Annotated in this window: 18 protein-coding genes; 3 read left to right on the plus strand and 15 right to left on the minus strand. The window is 56.4% G+C overall.

Annotated elements, in window-relative coordinates:
- Positions 1-4: 4 nt before the first annotated feature.
- The 11 genes from ABJN86_RS11255 to ABJN86_RS11305 form a co-directional block, all read right to left on the minus strand.
- Entirely contained in the window at positions 5-1,996 is a 1,992-nt protein-coding gene (locus tag ABJN86_RS11255) for a heme lyase CcmF/NrfE family subunit (RefSeq protein WP_348367165.1), read from the minus strand.
- 113 nt (positions 1,997-2,109) lie between these two features.
- A complete protein-coding gene (locus ABJN86_RS11260; RefSeq protein WP_348367166.1) occupies positions 2,110-2,958 on the minus strand; it encodes a DMT family transporter in 849 nt (282 codons plus the stop codon).
- Between the two features lie 100 nt (positions 2,959-3,058).
- Positions 3,059-4,039 (minus strand): ABC transporter substrate-binding protein, encoded by a 981-nt coding sequence (locus ABJN86_RS11265; protein WP_348367167.1) that lies wholly within the window; start codon positions 4,037-4,039, stop codon positions 3,059-3,061.
- Between the two features lie 40 nt (positions 4,040-4,079).
- Complete coding sequence (locus ABJN86_RS11270; protein WP_348367168.1) at positions 4,080-4,925, minus strand: ABC transporter permease; 846 nt, start codon at positions 4,923-4,925, stop codon at positions 4,080-4,082.
- A complete protein-coding gene (locus tag ABJN86_RS11275) occupies positions 4,922-5,836 on the minus strand; it encodes an ABC transporter permease subunit (protein WP_348367170.1) in 915 nt (304 codons plus the stop codon). Before ABJN86_RS11275 ends, ABJN86_RS11270 begins: the two co-directional genes overlap by 4 nt.
- A 269-nt stretch (positions 5,837-6,105) precedes the next feature.
- Entirely contained in the window at positions 6,106-6,903 is a 798-nt protein-coding gene (locus ABJN86_RS11280; RefSeq protein ID WP_348367171.1) for an ABC transporter ATP-binding protein, read from the minus strand.
- 23 nt (positions 6,904-6,926) lie between these two features.
- Positions 6,927-7,133, minus strand: a complete 207-nt coding sequence (locus tag ABJN86_RS11285) for a hypothetical protein (RefSeq protein WP_348367173.1) — start codon at positions 7,131-7,133, stop codon at positions 6,927-6,929.
- Positions 7,134-7,244: 111 nt separating this feature from the next.
- A complete protein-coding gene (gene hydA, locus ABJN86_RS11290; RefSeq protein WP_348367175.1) occupies positions 7,245-8,708 on the minus strand; it encodes a dihydropyrimidinase in 1,464 nt (487 codons plus the stop codon).
- An 18-nt stretch (positions 8,709-8,726) separates the two neighbouring features.
- Positions 8,727-9,473, minus strand: coding sequence for an endo alpha-1,4 polygalactosaminidase (locus tag ABJN86_RS11295; RefSeq protein WP_348367177.1), 747 nt, complete (start codon positions 9,471-9,473; stop codon positions 8,727-8,729).
- A 17-nt stretch (positions 9,474-9,490) separates the two neighbouring features.
- A complete protein-coding gene (locus ABJN86_RS11300; RefSeq protein ID WP_348367179.1) occupies positions 9,491-10,186 on the minus strand; it encodes a hypothetical protein in 696 nt (231 codons plus the stop codon).
- A complete protein-coding gene (locus ABJN86_RS11305) occupies positions 10,183-11,433 on the minus strand; it encodes a Zn-dependent hydrolase (RefSeq protein WP_348367181.1) in 1,251 nt (416 codons plus the stop codon). The genes ABJN86_RS11300 and ABJN86_RS11305 overlap by 4 nt, the downstream gene beginning before the upstream one ends.
- Before the next feature lie 127 nt (positions 11,434-11,560).
- Between ABJN86_RS11305 and ABJN86_RS11310 the strand changes: the two genes are divergently transcribed.
- Complete coding sequence (locus ABJN86_RS11310; RefSeq protein ID WP_348367183.1) at positions 11,561-12,181, plus strand: TetR family transcriptional regulator C-terminal domain-containing protein; 621 nt, start codon at positions 11,561-11,563, stop codon at positions 12,179-12,181.
- 1 nt (position 12,182) lies between these two features.
- Here the strand turns inward: ABJN86_RS11310 and preA are convergent, their stop codons facing one another.
- From preA to ABJN86_RS11330, 4 genes are all read right to left on the minus strand, one after another.
- Positions 12,183-13,487, minus strand: a complete 1,305-nt coding sequence (gene preA, locus ABJN86_RS11315; RefSeq protein ID WP_348367185.1) for an NAD-dependent dihydropyrimidine dehydrogenase subunit PreA — start codon at positions 13,485-13,487, stop codon at positions 12,183-12,185.
- A gap of 3 nt (positions 13,488-13,490) precedes the next feature.
- Positions 13,491-14,834: an NAD(P)-dependent oxidoreductase gene (locus ABJN86_RS11320; protein ID WP_348367187.1), complete on the minus strand. Its 1,344-nt coding sequence runs from the start codon at positions 14,832-14,834 to the stop codon at positions 13,491-13,493.
- Positions 14,835-14,923: 89 nt separating this feature from the next.
- The gene (locus ABJN86_RS11325) at positions 14,924-15,721 is read right to left on the minus strand and encodes an N-acyl homoserine lactonase family protein (protein WP_348367189.1); all 798 of its coding nucleotides are present in this window, start codon (positions 15,719-15,721) and stop codon (positions 14,924-14,926) included.
- Positions 15,718-16,008 carry a putative quinol monooxygenase gene (locus ABJN86_RS11330; RefSeq protein ID WP_348367190.1) on the minus strand — a complete coding sequence of 97 codons (291 nt, stop codon included), beginning with the start codon at positions 16,006-16,008 and terminating at the stop codon, positions 15,718-15,720. The genes ABJN86_RS11325 and ABJN86_RS11330 overlap by 4 nt, the downstream gene beginning before the upstream one ends.
- A gap of 88 nt (positions 16,009-16,096) precedes the next feature.
- Between ABJN86_RS11330 and ABJN86_RS11335 the strand changes: the two genes are divergently transcribed.
- Together ABJN86_RS11335 and ABJN86_RS11340 are read left to right on the plus strand one after the other, a co-directional pair.
- Positions 16,097-17,185: an isocitrate/isopropylmalate family dehydrogenase gene (locus tag ABJN86_RS11335; protein ID WP_348367192.1), complete on the plus strand. Its 1,089-nt coding sequence runs from the start codon at positions 16,097-16,099 to the stop codon at positions 17,183-17,185.
- Positions 17,182-18,186, plus strand: a complete 1,005-nt coding sequence (locus ABJN86_RS11340; protein WP_348367194.1) for a Gfo/Idh/MocA family oxidoreductase — start codon at positions 17,182-17,184, stop codon at positions 18,184-18,186. Before ABJN86_RS11335 ends, ABJN86_RS11340 begins: the two co-directional genes overlap by 4 nt.
- Positions 18,187-18,202: the final 16 nt, after the last annotated feature.

Raw genomic sequence — 18,202 nt, forward strand, 5'->3', positions numbered from 1 at the left:
AGGTTCATTCCGCCGGAGTGGCGCCGATGGGCGCGGCTTTGGATTTCGATTTCCGAGGTGCGCCAACGCGCAACCTTCGGTCGGTCAAGGACAAGCTGCCCCCAAGCACCAAGAACATGGTGCCGATCCATAGGAAGTTCACCAATGGCTCGTATAGCACCCGCAAAAGCCAGTCGCTTTTGGCACCCTCAGCCGCCGGCTCCGCGATGGAGGCATAAAGATCACCCGCCAAGGTCTGCCGGATCGAGCTTTCCGTCGTGGTAGAGCCTGCGGTGGGGTAGAAACGGCGCTCTGGGTAAAGGGTGGTGACGAACTCGCCGTCGCGGGTCACGCTCAAGGTGGCGACATCCGCGATGTAGTTGGGGCCACGTTGACGCTCGACGCTTTCAAACGTCAGCTCAAACCCCGCAATGTCGATCTTCGCGCCGGGGTCCGCAAAGGCCACAAGATCTTCCTTCCACGCCGAGGAGCCTGTCGCCCCCAACACCAGCAACGCCACGCCAATATGCGCCAATGTCATGCCATGAGAGGCCCGCGGCTGACGCCGGATACGCGCCCACGCGCCGTCCTGAAACAGCTTGACGCGTCGCCCCCATTCTTGGACCGAGGCGACCAGCACCCAAACACCGATGCCCATCATGATGATCGCCAACACGGGCCCACCAGTGGTCACATACCAAACGATCAGCGACGTGACGACTGCAGCGGCCAACGCTACTTTCAACCGCGACAACACGCCCTGTAGGTCCGCCCGCTTCCACGACATGAAGGGACCTACCCCCATGACCAGCAACAACGGCATCATGATCGGGATGAAGCCCGCGTTAAAGAACGGTGGCCCGACGGATATTTTGTCGCCGGTGATGGCCTCTAAGAACAATGGGTAGAGCGTGCCGAACAGAACGGTGGCCGTGGCCGTGGTCAACAGCAGGTTGTTTATCAGCAGACCGGCTTCACGCGACACCGGTGCGAACAACCCGCCGCCCTCCATCGAGGGGGCGCGCCACGCAAACAACGCCAGCGAGCCGCCAATCGACAAAATCAACAGACCAAGGATGTAAATACCCCGCTCTGGATCCACCGCAAAAGCATGCACCGATGTCAGCAAGCCAGAGCGCACGATGAACGTCCCCAGCAATGACAAGGAGAACGTTAAAATAGCCAGCAGGATGGTCCAGCTTTTGAAGGTGTCGCGCTTCTCGGTCACGATGGCGGAGTGCAGCAATGCGGTGCCTACCAGCCACGGCATGAAGGACACGTTCTCCACAGGATCCCAGAACCACCAGCCCCCCCAGCCCAGCTCATAATACGCCCACCAAGACCCAAGGCCGATGCCCGCCGTCAGCGATGTCCACGCCGCCAACGTCCAAGGGCGCACCCAACGCGCCCATGCGGGGTCTACGCGCCCTTCAATCAGCGCGGCAACCGCGAAGGAGAAGACGATAGAGAAGCCAACATAGCCGACGTAAAGCAGTGGCGGATGTATCGCGAGGCCCACGTCTTGCAGCAACGGGTTCAGGTCATTGCCATCCAAGGGCGGCGGAAAAACGCGGGTAAACGGGTTCGAAGTGAACAGCATGAAGCTGATGAAGCCCACGGATATCCACGCCTGCACCGACAAGGTCCGCGCCTTGAGGGCCATTGGAATGTTGCGCCCGTAGAACGCCACCGCCGCGCCAAAACCCGCGAGGATGAACACCCAAAGCAGCAAGGACCCCTCGTGGTTGCCCCATGTGCCCGCAATTTTATAGAGCATCGGCTTCAGGGAATGGGAATTGTTCACCACATTCTCGACCGTGAAGTCCGACACGACGTAGCTGCGCATCAACGCCCCAAAGGCGAAGGCGATCAATACGAATTGGGCCAAAGCGCTGGCTTGCGCCGACTGCATCCAAAGCGCATTTCCACGCGCCGCCCCAAGCATCGGTAAAACGCTTTGCACAACGGCGGCGATAAGGGCCAGGGAAAGGGCAAATTGTCCAAGTTCGGGGATCATGTGGCAGCCTGTATCTGTAGAGTTATCCTAGATGGGGCCAAGCATACACCAAGGTCAAGCAAACGTCCCGCGACCCAATGACCAGTCCGATCACAATCCGGCTATGTTTGTGTCTATGAGCGCGTAAATCGCAGCAATATCACACCAACTAAGGTGATCATGGTTGAGACCACTTTGCCAAGGCTAAGCCGCTCCCCCATCAGCATCACGCCGATAAGCAGCGCAAAGATGATCGACGTCTCCCGCAGCGCGGTCACCAACGCAATCGGAGCCTGCGTGAAGGACCACATCACAAGGCTGTAGGCGACAAAGGACGCCCCGCCCCCGATCAAGAAGACCCGTAGCCCCTTTGTGGGCAAATCGCGCAGGACCTGCGGCGTGGTGGCCCCCATGAAGGCCGCAAAGATCACCGCATTCGCAATCCCCAGCCACGCATAATAACCGAGCGCCGAGCCACTGATCCGCGCCCCAGTCCCATCGACCAAAGAGTATGTGGCAATGAAGCACCCTGTGGTTAATGCCATCCATGTGGCCTTACCGTTGCGAAGCCCATCCGCCCCACGCACGAGCGAAATGCTAAGGATACCCGCCGCGATGGTGCCAATCGCGATCAGCTCCAGCCCTGATAAATCTACCCCGAGAAGCAGCACCGACCCGCCAGCCACCAGCAATGGCGCAACCCCGCGCGCAATCGGGTAGACTTGAGTTAGATCGCCAATTTTATAGGACTCCAACAAGAACCACTGGTAGCCAAAATGCAGCAATGTTCCTGCGACAATGTAGGGGTAGGACGCCGGATCCGGTGAAGGTGAAAGCACCAAAGCCACCAATGCCAACGGGATATGGCCGATGACCACACCTGCCATATTCAACCGCTTGTCGGCCCCACCTTTCACCAAAGCGTTCCAAATCGCATGCAACATGGCCGCAGCAATAACGGCGAGAAATACCAATGGGGTCATGGGCACACGCTATTTGTCTCACGCAGCGGCAGCAAGACGCAATTCAAAGGGGGGAAGAATAGTGTCGGGCGGGCGCATCAACGCCCACCCCAATTTGTTTCTATTTCAACGCCGCGTCCGTGATCTCGGATGTCCAAGCGCCTACCGGTTCTTTGGAAATCACAGGATCAGACCCACCCGCAAGCAGGGTTGCCACTGTGCGCTTGAAGTCCGCCTCGTCCAACGCCCCGTTGGAGCCGGCTGTCAGCTTGGCGATCTCACCCATCATGCGTTTTTGATGTGCCTCGGTTTGTGCACCGGATTCGTCGTTCTCTAGCACAATATCGGCCGCTTCATCAGGATGCGCCTCGGCGTATTTCCAGCCCTTCATGGAAGCGCGCACAAAACGGACCATCTTGTCCTTGAAGGCAGGGTCTTTGAGGTTGTCTTCCAGCGCGTAGATGCCGTCTTCCAACGTCGCGACGCCTTGGTCCTCATATTTGAAGGTGATCAATTCATCCTCAGAGACCCCCGCATCCAAAACTTGGCCAAATTCGTTGTAGGTCATGGTCGAGATGCAGTCAGCTTGGCGTTGCAGCAGCGGGTCGACGTTGAAGCCTTGCTTCAAAACGGTCACGCCATCCTCGCCCCCATCGGTGGAAATGCCTTCTTGGCTCATCCAGCTCAGGAACGGGTACTCATTGCCAAAGAACCAGACGCCGATGGTCTTGCCCTTGAAGTCTTGCGGGCTGGTGATGCCCGTGTCTTTCCAACAAGTCAGCATCAGGCCAGACGTTTTGAACGGCTGGGCGATGTTCACAACTGGCAGACCTTTTTCACGAGCCGCCAATGCGGAAGGCATCCAGTTCAACATGACGTCCGCACCACCGCCTGCCAGCACTTGTGGCGGGGCAATGTCAGGGCCGCCCGACAATACGGTCACGTCGAGGTCCTCTTCCTCGTAGAACCCCTTGTCCTTGGCCACATAGTAGCCCGCAAATTGCGCTTGGGTGACCCACTGCAATTGCAGTTTAACCTCGTCGGCGGCGTTCGCTGCCGTGGCCATAGCAAGGGCTGCGGCGCTAAGTAGTAGCTTTTTCATTATGTCGTCCTCCAGGTTGATTTTATTTAGTTTCTTGTTGTTACTTTCGTTGTGATGGATGCCAGAACGTCAGGCGTTTTTCCGCCATGGCAACCACGCCGTAGAAGGCGGATCCCGCAAGGGCCGCGACCACGATCTCTGCCCAAACCATATCAAGCGCCAACTGCCCCACCGAGGTGGAAATGCGAAAGCCCATGCCCATGGTGGGCGAGCCGAAGAACTCGGCCACAATCGCGCCAATCAGCGCCAGCGTTGTTGAAATTTTAAGCCCATTGAAAATGAACGGCATGGCTGCTGGCAAGCGCAACTTGGTCAGGCTCGGCCAATACCCTGCCCCGTAAGTGCGCATCAGATCGCGCTGCATTGAGGTGGTTTCCTGTAAGCCCGCCACCGCGTTCACCAGCATGGGGAAGAACACCATGACCACGACCACGGCCGCCTTGGAGTGCCAGTCAAATCCAAACCACATCACCAAAATCGGCGCTGTGCCCACAATCGGCAAGGCCGCCACGAAATTGCCAACAGGTAGCAACCCGCGTTTCAAGAAATCGTAGCGATCTACCAATACGGCCATCATCAACGCCGCACCACAGCCGATAATGTAGCCGCTAAGCGCCCCTTTCAGGAAGGTTTGCTGGAAATCGAGCCAAAGCGTGGGAATTTCAGAGAAGAACGTCGCGATCACCTGACTGGGAGCCGGAAGGATCACCAGCGGCACATTGAGACCGCGCACCAACAGCTCCCAGACAACCACGATTGTTAACCCAAATATGGCAGGAACCAGAAGCTGAATGATCCGCGTCTTAGCACCGCGCCCGTTGGCGAGCCGCGCATTCAGCGCCCACATGGATGCCCAGATAACAAATGCCAGCACGACAAGGATCATGACAGCCCCATCCGCTTCAGCGCTTTACCTTGTATAAACCCAATAATCAGGACCAGTGACGCGGCCAATATCGCGGCCAACACCAACGCGGACCAAATCTGCACCATTTGCCCATAGTAGCTACCTGTTAGCATTCTGCCGCCCAAACCTCGGGCACCGCCAGCTGGCAGTTCCGCCACGATTGCTCCAACCAAAGCTGCGGCCACGCCGATCTTAAGCGAGGCAAACAGATAAGGCATGGAGGCCGGTAGACGTAACTTCCAAAACCCCTGCCCTTGGGAGGCATTGTAGGTTTTCAGTAAATCCGTCTGCATCGCGTCCGGCGCACGGAGGCCTTTGACCATCCCAACAACCACGGGAAAGAAACTAAGATAGGCCGAGATGATAGCCTTGGGGATCAATCCTTGAACACCAATCGAATTCAAAACAACAATGATCATCGGCGCAATCGCGAGGATTGGAATTGTCTGAGATGCGATTGCCCAAGGCATGACGCTCATATCCATGGCGCGACTATGTACGATACCAACAGCAAGCAAAATTCCCGCCCCTGTGCCAATGACAAAGCCAAGCAAGGTCGCACTCAAAGTTATCCATCCATGATAAACCAACGAGCGTTTGGAGGTGACCTTCTTCATCACGGCCGTGTCCCACAAATCATGCGCTACTTGATGGGGCGCAGGCAACCGGGGGCGGTCTTGAGAATAGGTCGCGGGGATCGCAAAACTATTGCCCAACACCAAACCAATGTTGGAGGCGTCTCGGCGCTCAATTGGATTGTCAGGCACCACCACCGCCCCTGCTCGCTCCAAACCTGTCAGTGTTTCCTTCACGTTCATGAAGGGAACAGCCGCGTACCAGAAGGCGAAAATCGTTGCGATAACAGTAAGAACAGGAATGAGTTTAGACATGCAGCACGCCCTCCCCCATCATTGCTTCAAAAATACCTCCCGCGGAGCGTCCAGAACTTTCAACCCGCACGAACGGGGAGACGGTAGTCATTAGGTATTTATAAAGCAGTGATGCTAACGGGTTGTTTACCCAATCAGATGTAGTTTCGGTTTGCGGAACAGGCTGAGGAGCCGATGGCCGTAAGCGGTGATAAGATACATCTGTATCATCTCTCCAGCGTCTCGGTTCATTGGGCCGAGACGCGTTTGTTGCAGCCTTGTCGCGCAATTCATTCATCCGCATGCCCCGCTCGCAATCCTTCACGTACACGGTGGGCGATCTCAATGAATTCCGGCGTATCGCGAATGTCGAGCGGGCGCTCTTTTGGCAAAGGGCTGTCGATGACATCTGTAATCCGACCCGGGCGCGGGCTCATCACCACGATCTTCGTCGACAGGTAAACCGCCTCGGGGATTGAATGCGTCACAAAACCGATGGTCTTGTTGGTTCGCGCCCAAAGCTCCAGCAGTTGCTCATTGAGATGATCGCGCACGATTTCGTCCAATGCCCCAAAAGGCTCGTCCATCAGCAAAATATCTGCATCAAACGCCAAAGCCCGCGCAATGGATGCGCGCTGCTGCATACCGCCCGACAGCTGCCACGGGAACTTCGCGCCGAAATCGGACAGCTCAACCAAGTCCAGCACCCGCGCGACACGCTCATTCTGATCGGCTTTCGAGTAGCCCATGATTTCTAGGGGAAGCTTGATGTTTCCAGCGATAGTGCGCCATGGATAGAGGCCTGCCGCTTGGAAAACATACCCATATGCACGTGCACGCCGCGCATCATCCGCGCTCATTCCATTGACGCTTAAGGAGCCGCCTGTGGGGGTCTCTAGACCTGCAATACAACGCAAAAACGTTGTTTTTCCGCACCCTGACGGCCCAATAAAACTAACGAAATCCCCCTGATTGATATCCAGAGAGACGTCTTTGAGGGCATGGATCGGCGCATCATTGGTTTGAAACGTCAAATCCAGCGCCGAAGCGCTGATGACCGGTGGGTGTGTCACAGTAGATGAGGCCATTCAGAATGGCCTCGCTGCACAGCTTAGCCCGCGGGCAATTCCTCTGCCAGATCCGGCGAGGCAACTTCGTTGGTCTCTGCGGCCGAGCTGTATTTGGACCAGACGCCGCCAATTGAGAAGGCCGCGAAGATGAACATAGCATCCGCGATGGCTATATCGTTGATCCATGTTCCGACGGCCAGCAACCCTAGTGCCACGACCAATAGAACCTTCGTTAAAAAAACTTGCATGAGTTAACCCCTGTACCATTCCCGTTCTCGAGAAGAGGTTTTTCAGGGCAATCCGGCAATTCTGTGACATGATCCGGGCAATTCCATCTTTATTAACCATATTTTAGCGCCTTAGATCCCAGCAGGAATATTGAGTGGGTCACGCTTAATCTTGCGTGGCGTATTAAGTGATTTCCATTTGGTGAGCGCTTGGTTCGCGCTGGCAAAGGCCGGTCGACGCACGAATTTACCGCGCCCTGGCTGGGGCTGGGAGTTCTGACCATAAGCCCAAACCACATCACCACGCGACAGCGTGTAGCGAGCCTGCGCGGTGACAGTCATCCCCTCAAACACGTTGTAATCGATGATCGACTTTTGCGTGCTTACCGCGATTTCGCGGCTAATCGTTGGGTCCCACACCACCACATCGGCGTCACCGCCAACCGCAATCCCGCCCTTCATTGGGTAGATATTCAAAATCTTGGCAATATTGGTAGAGGTGGCCGCAACGAACTCCTCCGGTGTTAGGCGTCCGGTTTCCACCCCTGTGGTCCAAAGCATCGCCATGCGTTCTTCCAAGCCGCCGGTTCCATTGGGAATTGTGGTGAAATTGTCGAGGCCCATTTGCTTTTGCTTGTCGGAGAAGGCCGCATGATCAGTGGCAACGACCTGCAACGACCCCGACGACAGACCCGCCCAAAGCGAGGCCTGATGCTCCTTGGAGCGGAACGGCGGCGACATCACACGGCGCGCGGCGTATTGCCAATCCTTGTTGAAGTATTCGGTCTCATCCAGCGTCAAATGTTGGATCAGTGGCTCGCCGTAAACCCGCATTCCTTTTTGGCGCGCGCGGCGAATGGCCTCATGGGCCTGCTCGCAAGACACGTGAACGATATATAGCGGCGTGCCAGCTGCATCCGCGATCATGATCGCGCGGTTGGCGGCCTCTCCCTCCACTTCAGGGGGGCGCGAGTACGCGTGGCCTTCGGGGCCAGTGATGCCTTCGGCCAGATATTTTTGCTGCAACTCCTGCACGATGTCGCCGTTCTCGGCGTGAACCAAGGGCAACGCGCCCAGCTCGCCGCAACGTTTGAAGGAGGCGAACATCTCGTCGTCCTCGATCATCAGCGCGCCTTTGTAGGCCATGAAGTGCTTAAAGGTGTTGATGCCACGCTCTTTAACGACGGCTTCCATCTCATTGAAAATATTCTCATTCCAGCCGGTGATGGCCATGTGGTACGAGATATCCGTGCAAATCTGGTCGCGCGACTTTCGGTCCCACTCGTCAATTGCATTCAGCAGCGACCCGTCTTCTCCAGGTAGGCAGAAGTCCACCAACATCGTAGTGCCACCTGCCGCCGCCGCGAAGGTCCCACTTTCGAAGGTTTCCGCCGCAGTGGTACCCATGAAGGGCATTTCCAAGTGGGTGTGCGGGTCAATGCCGCCCGGGATCACATAGGCCCCCGACGCGTCAATGGTTTCGTCACCTTTTAGGTTCTCGCCAATCTCGGCGATCTTCTCACCTTCAATCAAGACATCAGCCTTCCAGCTGCGATCTGCGGTAACGATTGTGCCGCCTTTGATGACTTTACTCATGTGCGTCTCCCTTGATGTCTAATTGACGTTGCACGCCTTGCCGCCTGCCGAAATATCGTAGTCCTTGAGCAAAAGGTGCATCCCCAGCTCATTCGCTTTTGTGCAGATGGTATCCCAATCGAGGCCCGTCTCGGTGTATTCCACTGCCAACACGTCCTTGCCCGCATCCAAATAAGGCTGCGCTTCTTCGCAGAAGTCATAAGCAAAGCATTGCTCCAACATCAGCAAATCCATCTCCCCCACCAGATCGGGGATCAGCTGGGGCGCATTTTTCTGGGCTACGAGCAGCCCTTGGTCCTGCGCATATCCGGCCAGAGCGCGGATGTATGTGAGGCCATCGGCTTTCGTGAGATCGAAGCCACTGTCGTTCTCAAACAGGTCGATATTGTCAGGCTCAACCCCCGCAAACCCCATGGAGGCACAGCGGTCGATGCGGGCTTTCATAATGCTCAGAATTTCAGGGGCGCGGATGTCGATGTAGACTTCGTCGGGCCAGTCCCCCAATTGCTTGCCAAGCACATGTGCGGGGAACGCATCCACATCATCGCGGTAATCCTCACGCGTGCCGACGCTCACATAGCAAACACTACGAACGCCCCGCGCCGCGAGCTCGGCGATTTGCTCCGATGTGACGCCGTCCATATCCGTCACCAACAAAGTGGCACGGATGGACAGGTCCAACGGCTCGGTCAATTGCCAATCCCAATATGTCGGTTGCTCTCCACCGATGACAAACAGGGCCATCGGCAAGCTGAGAAATGACATTGGGTAAGCCATTCTACTTACTTCCTCTTTATCGCAAATTCGCTGCGTCCCGCGCCCGAGTTGCGCAGGATATACATGTCGATCAGCACCCCGTTTTTGTCGATTGAGAAAACCGAGCGTCGGGTTTCATTCGGCAAGTCAGGGTTCTTCGCCCTTGGATCCAGCTTGGTTCGTGAGCGCCAGACACCGTTTTCCTCGGTTGTCTCAGAGATCAGTGATACCGCAACGCCACTGCTGTCGATTGCCTTATACCGGCAGGTTCCCAGAACCGCGAAACAGTCGTGCGGGGTGTATCGCGTAACATCTCCGGTAATGTCGGACTTGGTTGAGCGGAACCGGTTGTCAGCGGTCAGCCCAACCGGAATGAACAGCTGGTTGCCCTGCACACGAATGCTGCTTTTCCCCAAGATCCCTTTCAAAACCTTCGTGATCTCCTCAAGGTTTTCTGCTTGGGGCAACGAGACAACCATCTGGCCATTATAGGTGTAATTATTCGCCCCGCGTCTGCGCGACGTCAGCCTCATCTCGATCGGCACTGGCGCGCCTGCATTCTCCAAAATAAAGTTATACGTCACACCCGTTGGGGGGCGCAGCGCGTCCAGATCAACATCCGAGCCAATGCCCGGACGTATCTCAATCGGCGCAGTTGTTGTTGCACAGCCTGCAAGGGCAAGGCCTGCCACCAATATTAATGTGGCTTTGAATTTACTCACCCAACGATCTCCGCTTTCTCTACTACGGCGTGGAACAAAACATTCGCGCCCGCCTCCGCCCACTGAGGGCTAATTTCTTCTGCTTCATTGTGGCTCAAGCCATCCACGCAGGGGCACATAACCATCGCAGTTGGTGCCACTCGATTGATCCAACAGGCATCATGACCCGCCCCAGAGATCAAGTTGATATGGGAATACCCCAAGCGGTCCGCCGCATCCCGCACCGCACCGACGCATCCTTCGTCAAAAGCCACCGGATCAAACCCGCCGACTTTTTCCAACTCAAGGCCCAAGCCCATTTCGTCACAAATTACTTTTGCGCCTTCAGCCAGACGTTTCTCCATGTCTTCAATCACTGACAGTTCAGGGGACCGGAAATCTACGGTAAACACCACCTTACCTGGGATCACATTTCGCGAATTCGGATACACATCAATGTGACCCGCCGCACCCACCGCATGGGGGGCGTGAGACCACGCAATTTCGTCCACCAGCTCCAGCACTTTGGCCATGCCAAGGCCCGCATTTTTGCGCATCGGCATAGGGGTCGAGCCTGTGTGGCTGTCCTTGCCGGTAATGGTCACCTGCGTCCAACTTAGACCTTGGCCATGGGTGACGACGCCGATTTCTTTCTCCTCGGCCTCCAAAATTGGGCCTTGCTCGATATGCAGCTCGAAGAAGGCATGCATTTTGCGCGCGCCCACCTCTTCGTCACCGCGCCAGCCGATGCGCTTCAGCTCATCGCCAAAGGCTTTGCCGTCTGCATCCTCGCGTTCATACGCCCAATCCTGCGTGTGAATCCCCGCGAAAACCCCAGACGACAACATGGCGGGCGCGTAGCGCGTGCCCTCCTCGTTGGTGAAGTTCGTAGCCACAATAGGGTGCTTCGTCTTGATGTTTAAGTCATTGAGAGTGCGAATAATTTCCAAACCACCGAGCACCCCCAACACGCCGTCATACTTGCCGCCCGTGGGTTGCGTATCAAGGTGGGAGCCGACGTAGACGGGCAGCGCATCCGGGTCCGTGCCCTCGCGACGCGCGAACATGTTGCCCATCTGATCAAGGCCCATGCTACACCCTGCCGCCTCGCACCAGCTCTGGAACAACGCGCGCCCTTCGCCGTCCTCATCGGTCAGCGTTTGACGGTTGTTGCCGCCCGCCACACCGGGTCCAATCTTGGCCATCTCCATCAGGCTGTCCCACAGCCGAGCGCCGTCTACTTTCAGGTTTTCGCCAGGTGCTGCCATTATAAAATCCCCCAGTATTTGACCAGTCGGTCAAAGGAAGGCTAACAGTGGTCTAGGGGCTGTCAAGGATTCCCCTTTGAATTTCCGCCATGCATCGTGGCAATTGCTAATGAAAGAGGCATTTTTTATGCCAAAAATAAATGAGCCCGATCGCCCACGTACACGCATTCAGCAGCGCAACCGTGACCTGATCCTTGAGGCCGCCCTTGAAGTGTTTTCAAACAACGGCTTCCGAGGTTCCACGCTAGATCAAATTTCAAATCAAGCCGGGCTCTCGAAGCCCAACCTTTTGTACTATTTTGCCTCCAAAGACGCCATTCACGAAGAACTTTTGTCGGGTCTGATGGACACTTGGTTGGACCCGCTACGCACCCTGAATCCGGACGGCGAATCGATTCCTGAACTGTTAGCTTACGTGGAGCGAAAGCTGGAGATGAGCCGCCTTTATCCGCGCGAAAGCCGTCTGTTCGCAAATGAAATCGTGCAAGGTGCGCCGCGAATGCTGGACGCCTTGAAGGGCGATTTGAAGAACCTTGTTGATGAGAAGGTCATCATCATTCGTGACTGGAGTGCACAGGGTAAAATCGCCGACGTGCACCCCTATCATTTACTGTTCTCGATCTGGTCGTTGACGCAACATTACGCCGATTTCGACGTGCAGGTGCGTGCGGTTCTGGGCGACGAAGAGCCGTTCGATCAAGCCCCCGCCTACCTTCGCGATGTCTTCGTAAAAATCTTAACGCCCTAAGCTATTCCGCCGCACAGCTTCCCGGATTGTTGGGATGCGTGGTCCAATTGGCGTATTCTTCCTCGACGACCTTGCCGGTTCGCGGATCAACCTCGCCCGGTGTCATTGGCAACATCGAGATACAATCCTCGATGGGACAAACATCCACGCAGAGGTTACACGCCACGCATTCCGCGTCGATCACCTCAAACACACGCTCCGCCGACATGGAAATCGCTTGGTGCGATGTGTCCTCGCAAGCCGCGTAGCAGCGACCGCATTTGATGCAGGCGTCTTGGTCGATCTTGGCCTTGGCGATGTAGTTAAGGTTCAGATATTGCCAATCGGTGACGTTCGGAATTGCCATACCGATGAAGTCTTGTGTGGAGGTGTAGCCCTTCTCGTCCATCCATTCGGACAGGCCAGAAATCATCTCCTGCACCACTTTGAAGCCGTAGGTCATTGCCGCTGTGCAGACCTGCACATTGCCGCATCCAAGCGCCATAAACTCCGCCGCATCGCGCCATGTTGTTACCCCCCCAATGCCCGAGATCGGCAGACCGTGGGTCTCTGGGTTACGGGCAATTTCGGACACCATCGACATCGCAATCGGCTTCACCGCTGGGCCGCAATAGCCGCCATGAGAGCCTTTGCCATCGATGCTTGGCTCGGGGCTCATGCTGTCGAGGTTCACGGATGTGATCGAATTGATCGTGTTGATCAGCGACACCGCATCCGCCCCACCGCGCATCGCGGCGGCCGCAGGCTTGCGCACATCGGTGATGTTTGGGGTCAGCTTCACGATGACCGGCTTGGAGTAATATTGCTTACACCAACGCGTCACCATCTCAATGTATTCAGGCACTTGGCCCACCGCCGCGCCCATACCGCGCTCTGACATGCCGTGCGGGCAGCCGAAGTTCAGCTCGATCCCATCCGCGCCTGTGTCCTCAACCAGCGGCAGGATGTCCTTCCACGCCTGCTCCTCACAAGGCACCATCAAGGACACGATGATGGCGCGGTCAGGATAATCGGCTTTGACCCGCTTGATTTCCTCAAGGTTGGTTTGCAGCGGGCGGTCGGTGATCAGCTCAATGTTGTTCAATCCCAACAGGCGGCGATCCGCGCCATAGATCGCGCCGTAGCGCGGCCCGTTGACGTTGACCACAGGTGGTCCTTCCATGCCGAGCGTCTTCCACACCACCCCGCCCCATCCGGCCTCAAAGGCGCGGCGGACGTTGTATTCTTTGTCAGTGGGCGGCGCAGAGGCCAGCCAAAACGGGTTGGGGCTTTTAATGCCCAAGAAATCTGTCGTGAGATCGGCCATGAGTTACTTGCCCCCCATCAATGTCGCATGAATATCTTCGGCTGCGTCGCGCCCTTCGGCCACTGCCGTCACCGTCAGGTCATCCCCGCCTGAGGCGCAATCGCCCCCTGCCCAAACGCCGCCCAACGACGTGGCACCTGTATCTGAAACCGCGATTTTGCGGCCCTCAAGCGTCAAGCCCTCTGGTGCGCCCTCAAGCGACTGACCGATGGCTTTGAACAGTTGATCCGCTGAGATGCGGAAAGTCTCGCCGGTGCCGGCAAGCTTGCCATCAGAAGTGGTCGTATATTCAAACTCCACCTCTTTGACGGCCCCATTGCCATGCACCGCAACGGGTTGCGCGTTTGGCACGATGTGCACACCTTTGGAGCTTGCAAGGTCTTGCTCAAACTTCGACGCGCCCATTTGGTCCAGCCCACGGCGGTACACAATCGTCACGTTCTGCGCGCCCAGAAGCTTGGACTGCACGGCGGCATCAACAGCCGTCATGCCGCCACCAATCACCACCACATTGCGGCCCACAGGAAGGGCGTTCAGATCACTCGCTTGGCGCAGGTCAGCGATGAACGAAACTGCGTCGGATACGCCGTCTCTTTCTTCGCCGTCGGCGCGCAGGGAGTTCACGCCGGACAGCCCAATGCCCAAGAACACCGCGTCATGGTCGCTTTTCAGCTTATCTAAACTCAGGCTCCCCCCAAGCTTTTGGCCAGTCTCAACAGTGATCCCGCCAATCTTCAGCAGCCAATCGATTTCTTGGGCCGCGAAATTGTCGGTGGATTTATAGGCTGCGATGCCAAACTCATTCAGCCCGCCCGCTTTGGCGCGCGCGTCAAACAGCGTCACGTCATGGCCATGCATTGCCAAGCGGTGCGCGCAAGACAGCCCCGCAGGTCCTGCCCCCACGACTGCAACTGATTTTCCGGTGCTGGCCGCACGAGTGAACGGGTGCTTGCCTGCCCCCATCAATGTATCCGTGGCGAAACGCTGCAGGCGGCCGATCTCTACCGGTTTACCCTCTGCGACTTCCCGCACGCAGACCTCTTCGCAAAGGGTCTCCGTCGGGCAAACCCGCGCGCACATGCCGCCAAGGATGTTTTGCCCAAGGATGGTCTTTGCCGCCGCTTCCGGCGTGCCAGTTTGAATTTGGCGAATGAACAACGGGATGTCGATATCCGTCGGACAGGCCGTCATGCAGGGCGCGTCATGGCAAAAGTAACATCTGTCAGAAGCCACCGCCGCCTCGTGGGGCGCGTAGGCTGGGTGCAGATCATCAAAGTTCTCTGACAAAGTGTCAGCGCTCAAACGACCGGATGTAATACCGGGTGTCAGTGGCGTGGCTTCGGGCATGGTCTCTCCGGGCTGCGTCTACATTTGCGCCCAGAGTGGCACGTTTCAAAATTTTATCAACTGGTAAAATTTCAGCAGTTTGAGAACTATTACACCTTAATCGGTTGATCCGGGCCAAGGTCCAATCGCCAACAATACTCGGGGCCATCAACCGGAAACAACTTGGTCACCAGGGGGTCATGCCCCGGTATGATCAGGCTGCGCTCGGAGGCAAGTTCATGCAAACGCGCGAAACCATCAAGCATATTCTGTAGATCAACAACGATTGGGAATGGCTTATTTTCAAACACATTTTCGTAATAATGCGTGGCGTCTGACGCAAGGCACAGCCAGCCCGCATCTGTGCGCACACGGACCGCCTGCAAACCTCTGGAGTGTCCTCCGATACAATGCACAGTGACCCCATCGGACACTTCACCGTCTCCGTCATAAAATACGCATCTGCCTTGATAAACCCGCTTCACGGCCTCGCAAATATGATCCGCAGAGAAGGGCATTTTTAATGCCTCATGGCACATGCATGGGCCCGTGGCGTAAGCCATTTCAGCCTCTTGCAAGTGAATCGTCGCGTTGGGAAACAGGTGCAAGCCGCCTGCGTGATCATAATGCAGGTGGGTTACGATCAGCTGCGTAATATCCTCAGCCCGCAAGCCAATCCCCGCCAGAGCCTCCCTTGGGTCGCGCAAAATCGGGCGATCTCGTGACGCAGCCTCTGCCTCATCGTAGCCGGTGTCGACAAGGATCACCTCTCCTTCGCGGCGCAGCACCCAGATAAAGTAATCCATCGCGTGCGGTGCATCATGATTGTCGTCAAAGATAAAGCTATCGGCGCGGGTACGGCTGTTCCGATCAGCGTATTTTAGGGCGTGAACTTGCCAATTGCTCATTGATGAACCTCCGAAAAAACTCTGACGGATTTGTCTATGACCATGCCTTCAATCGTCTCCTGAAAGCTCGCGTAGTGAGGGCTTTCCATATGCACCTTGAACGCGGCCTCGTCGGTGTAGAGTTCATATAAGAACACCACGCTTGGGTGATTTGGGTCACTGCAGACATCAAATTGACGGCACCCGTCCTCATGCGACAATGAGGTTTGTGCGTTTTGCACAATGGCAGATTTAAAGGTCTCGATATGTGCGGGATTAATTTCGACGGTTACCGTGACGGCAAACATGATCTGCTCCTAGGTGCGATTGCAAAAAACAACGTATACATTAAAGTATACGCACAGGACCCAACCATTTAGGCTTAAACTGATCCTTATGACAAAGACTTTTAAAATCGCCGTATTCGACGGCGACGGCATCGGCCCCGAAATCATGCACCCCACGGTGGCCCTTCTAAAAGCGATCTCAGCCAAATCGAAGTCCTTTGATTTCGCATTTAACACCCTGCCCGCTGGTGCCGCGCACTATGCTGAGCATGGTGAAAGCCTGCCCGAAACTTCCTTGGAGGCAGCCCGCGCCTCGGACGCTATATTACTATCAGCCATGGGGCTTCCGTCCGTCAGGTACCCCGATGGGACGGAGATTTCCCCGCAAATCGAAATTCGCAAAGCACTACATCTATACGCAGGTGTTCGCCCCGTCCGCCTCGCCCCCGGACAACCCACGCCGCTGGCGTTAAGCGAAGGGCAACCCGTTGATTTTGTTTTAATCCGTGAAAGCACCGAGGGCCTGTTCCACTCGCAAGGAACCCGCGATGTGCGCAATGACACCGAAGCTTACGAGACTTTAAAGATCACACGGGACACCTCGGAAAAGCTGTTTAACTTCGCCTTCAAGCTGGCGCAGTCTCGCAAGCGTGCGGGCCGCGGCGCGGGGGCTGTCACTTGCGTTGATAAGGCCAATGTTTTCGCCGCCTTCGCCTTCTTTCGCAAGATTTTCGATGAAGTCGCGATGAAGCATCCCGAAATCCAAACCAATCATGCCTATGTGGACGCGACAGCCCTATGGATGGTGGAGAAGCCGTGGGTGTTTGACGTCATGGTCACCGAAAATATGTTCGGCGACATTCTGTCCGACCTAGGGGCGGGATTGATGGGCGGTCTTGGCCTTGCCCCTTCCGCAGACATCGGGGACGAGAATGCGGTCTTTCAACCTTGCCACGGCTCCGCACCAGACATTGCAGGACAAGGCGTCGCCAATCCATTTGCGATGATCTTGTCGGCGGCGATGATGCTCGACTGGTTGGGGGAAGCCTTTGGCCTCGATGAGATGATGAGCGATGGCATAAGGCTGCGCGAAGCCGTTGAAGCCGCGATTGATGAGCGCCAAGACGTCACCCCTGATCTAGGTGGCACCGCCAGCACCAGCGAGGCCGCAGCGGCCATCGCAAGGCGCCTGCTTTGAAGGTTGCATGCCTAGGGGCCGGATACTTCGCCCAATTCCATTATGACGCGTGGAGGCGGATGAAAAATGTCGAACTCGTCGGCTCTTGCGACACTGATCGAGGCAAAGCCGTAGCGACCGGTGCTCCGGCATTCGCAGATCTTGGGGACATGCTGCGGAGTGCCTCCCCTGACATCTTGGACATTATCACCCCGCCCCAGACGCATGCAGCGGCCATCGAGGCGGGCATTGCCGCAGGGGTGAAGTTGATCATTTGTCAAAAGCCTTTCTGTGCCTCCCTGACAGAAGCCCGCCGCATGACTACGCGCGCGTCAGAGGCAGGTATTCCTTTGATCATACATGAGAATTTTCGCTTTCAACCTTGGTACCGTACGGCAAAGTCGCTCATAGACGACGGCAAGATCGGCACCCCGATGCAGCTTACATTCCGGCTGCGCACAGGGGACGGTCAAGGGCCCGAGGCCTACCTGGATCGCCAACCTTATTTCCAAAATATGGAACGGCTATTGGTGCATGAGACCGCGGTGCATTGGATCGATACTTTCATGTATTTCTTCGGGCGCCCTACTGCGGTCTATGCGGATCTTCGCCAGCTCAACCCCGATATAGCCGGTGAAGATGCAGGCCATATCTTGTTCGAATTTCCCGATGGAAGGCGCGCACTGTTTGACGGCAACCGGCATTTGGATCACGCAGGGGATAACCCTCGGCTGACCTTGGGCGAAGGCCTGTTTGAAGGGGCCGAAGGCTCTTTGTTGCTGACCGGAAATGGGGAGCTGTATTTGCGCAGGTTTGGCGAAACGGATGCGGCATGTGTGCTTCCCGCAACCTCGTACCAAGGCTTCGCAGGAGATTGCGTCTATGCGCTCCAAAAGCACGCCTTGATGTGTTTAGAAAGCGGACAGGCCTTCACCAACCCTGCCGCCGACTACCTGCTTGTTCGTGAAATCGAGGACGCTATATACCGCTCAAATGCGACCGGTGCGCGGGTGGAAGTTTGACAATACCAAAGTCCCA

It is taken from the genome of Litoreibacter sp. (assembly GCF_039974535.1).
Lineage (GTDB): Bacteria > Pseudomonadota > Alphaproteobacteria > Rhodobacterales > Rhodobacteraceae > Litoreibacter.

Excerpts from the sequence above, each read along its gene's own strand:
- ABJN86_RS11305 (WP_348367181.1), bottom strand. The coding sequence starts at position 11,433 with ATGGCAGCACCTGGCGAAAACCTGAAAGTAGACGGCGCTCGGCTGTGG.
- ABJN86_RS11265 (WP_348367167.1), bottom strand. The coding sequence starts at position 4,039 with ATGAAAAAGCTACTACTTAGCGCCGCAGCCCTTGCTATGGCCACGGCA.
- ABJN86_RS11285 (WP_348367173.1), bottom strand. The coding sequence starts at position 7,133 with ATGCAAGTTTTTTTAACGAAGGTTCTATTGGTCGTGGCACTAGGGTTG.
- ABJN86_RS11330 (WP_348367190.1), bottom strand. The coding sequence starts at position 16,008 with ATGTTTGCCGTCACGGTAACCGTCGAAATTAATCCCGCACATATCGAG.
- ABJN86_RS11280 (WP_348367171.1), bottom strand. The coding sequence starts at position 6,903 with ATGGCCTCATCTACTGTGACACACCCACCGGTCATCAGCGCTTCGGCG.
- ABJN86_RS11325 (WP_348367189.1), bottom strand. The coding sequence starts at position 15,721 with ATGAGCAATTGGCAAGTTCACGCCCTAAAATACGCTGATCGGAACAGC.
- ABJN86_RS11335 (WP_348367192.1), top strand. The coding sequence starts at position 16,097 with ATGACAAAGACTTTTAAAATCGCCGTATTCGACGGCGACGGCATCGGC.
- ABJN86_RS11275 (WP_348367170.1), bottom strand. The coding sequence starts at position 5,836 with ATGTCTAAACTCATTCCTGTTCTTACTGTTATCGCAACGATTTTCGCC.
- preA (WP_348367185.1), bottom strand. The coding sequence starts at position 13,487 with ATGGCCGATCTCACGACAGATTTCTTGGGCATTAAAAGCCCCAACCCG.
- ABJN86_RS11260 (WP_348367166.1), bottom strand. The coding sequence starts at position 2,958 with ATGACCCCATTGGTATTTCTCGCCGTTATTGCTGCGGCCATGTTGCAT.
- ABJN86_RS11320 (WP_348367187.1), bottom strand. The coding sequence starts at position 14,834 with ATGCCCGAAGCCACGCCACTGACACCCGGTATTACATCCGGTCGTTTG.
- ABJN86_RS11295 (WP_348367177.1), bottom strand. The coding sequence starts at position 9,473 with ATGTCATTTCTCAGCTTGCCGATGGCCCTGTTTGTCATCGGTGGAGAG.
- ABJN86_RS11270 (WP_348367168.1), bottom strand. The coding sequence starts at position 4,925 with ATGATCCTTGTCGTGCTGGCATTTGTTATCTGGGCATCCATGTGGGCG.
- ABJN86_RS11255 (WP_348367165.1), bottom strand. The coding sequence starts at position 1,996 with ATGATCCCCGAACTTGGACAATTTGCCCTTTCCCTGGCCCTTATCGCC.
- hydA (WP_348367175.1), bottom strand. The coding sequence starts at position 8,708 with ATGAGTAAAGTCATCAAAGGCGGCACAATCGTTACCGCAGATCGCAGC.
- ABJN86_RS11310 (WP_348367183.1), top strand. The coding sequence starts at position 11,561 with ATGCCAAAAATAAATGAGCCCGATCGCCCACGTACACGCATTCAGCAG.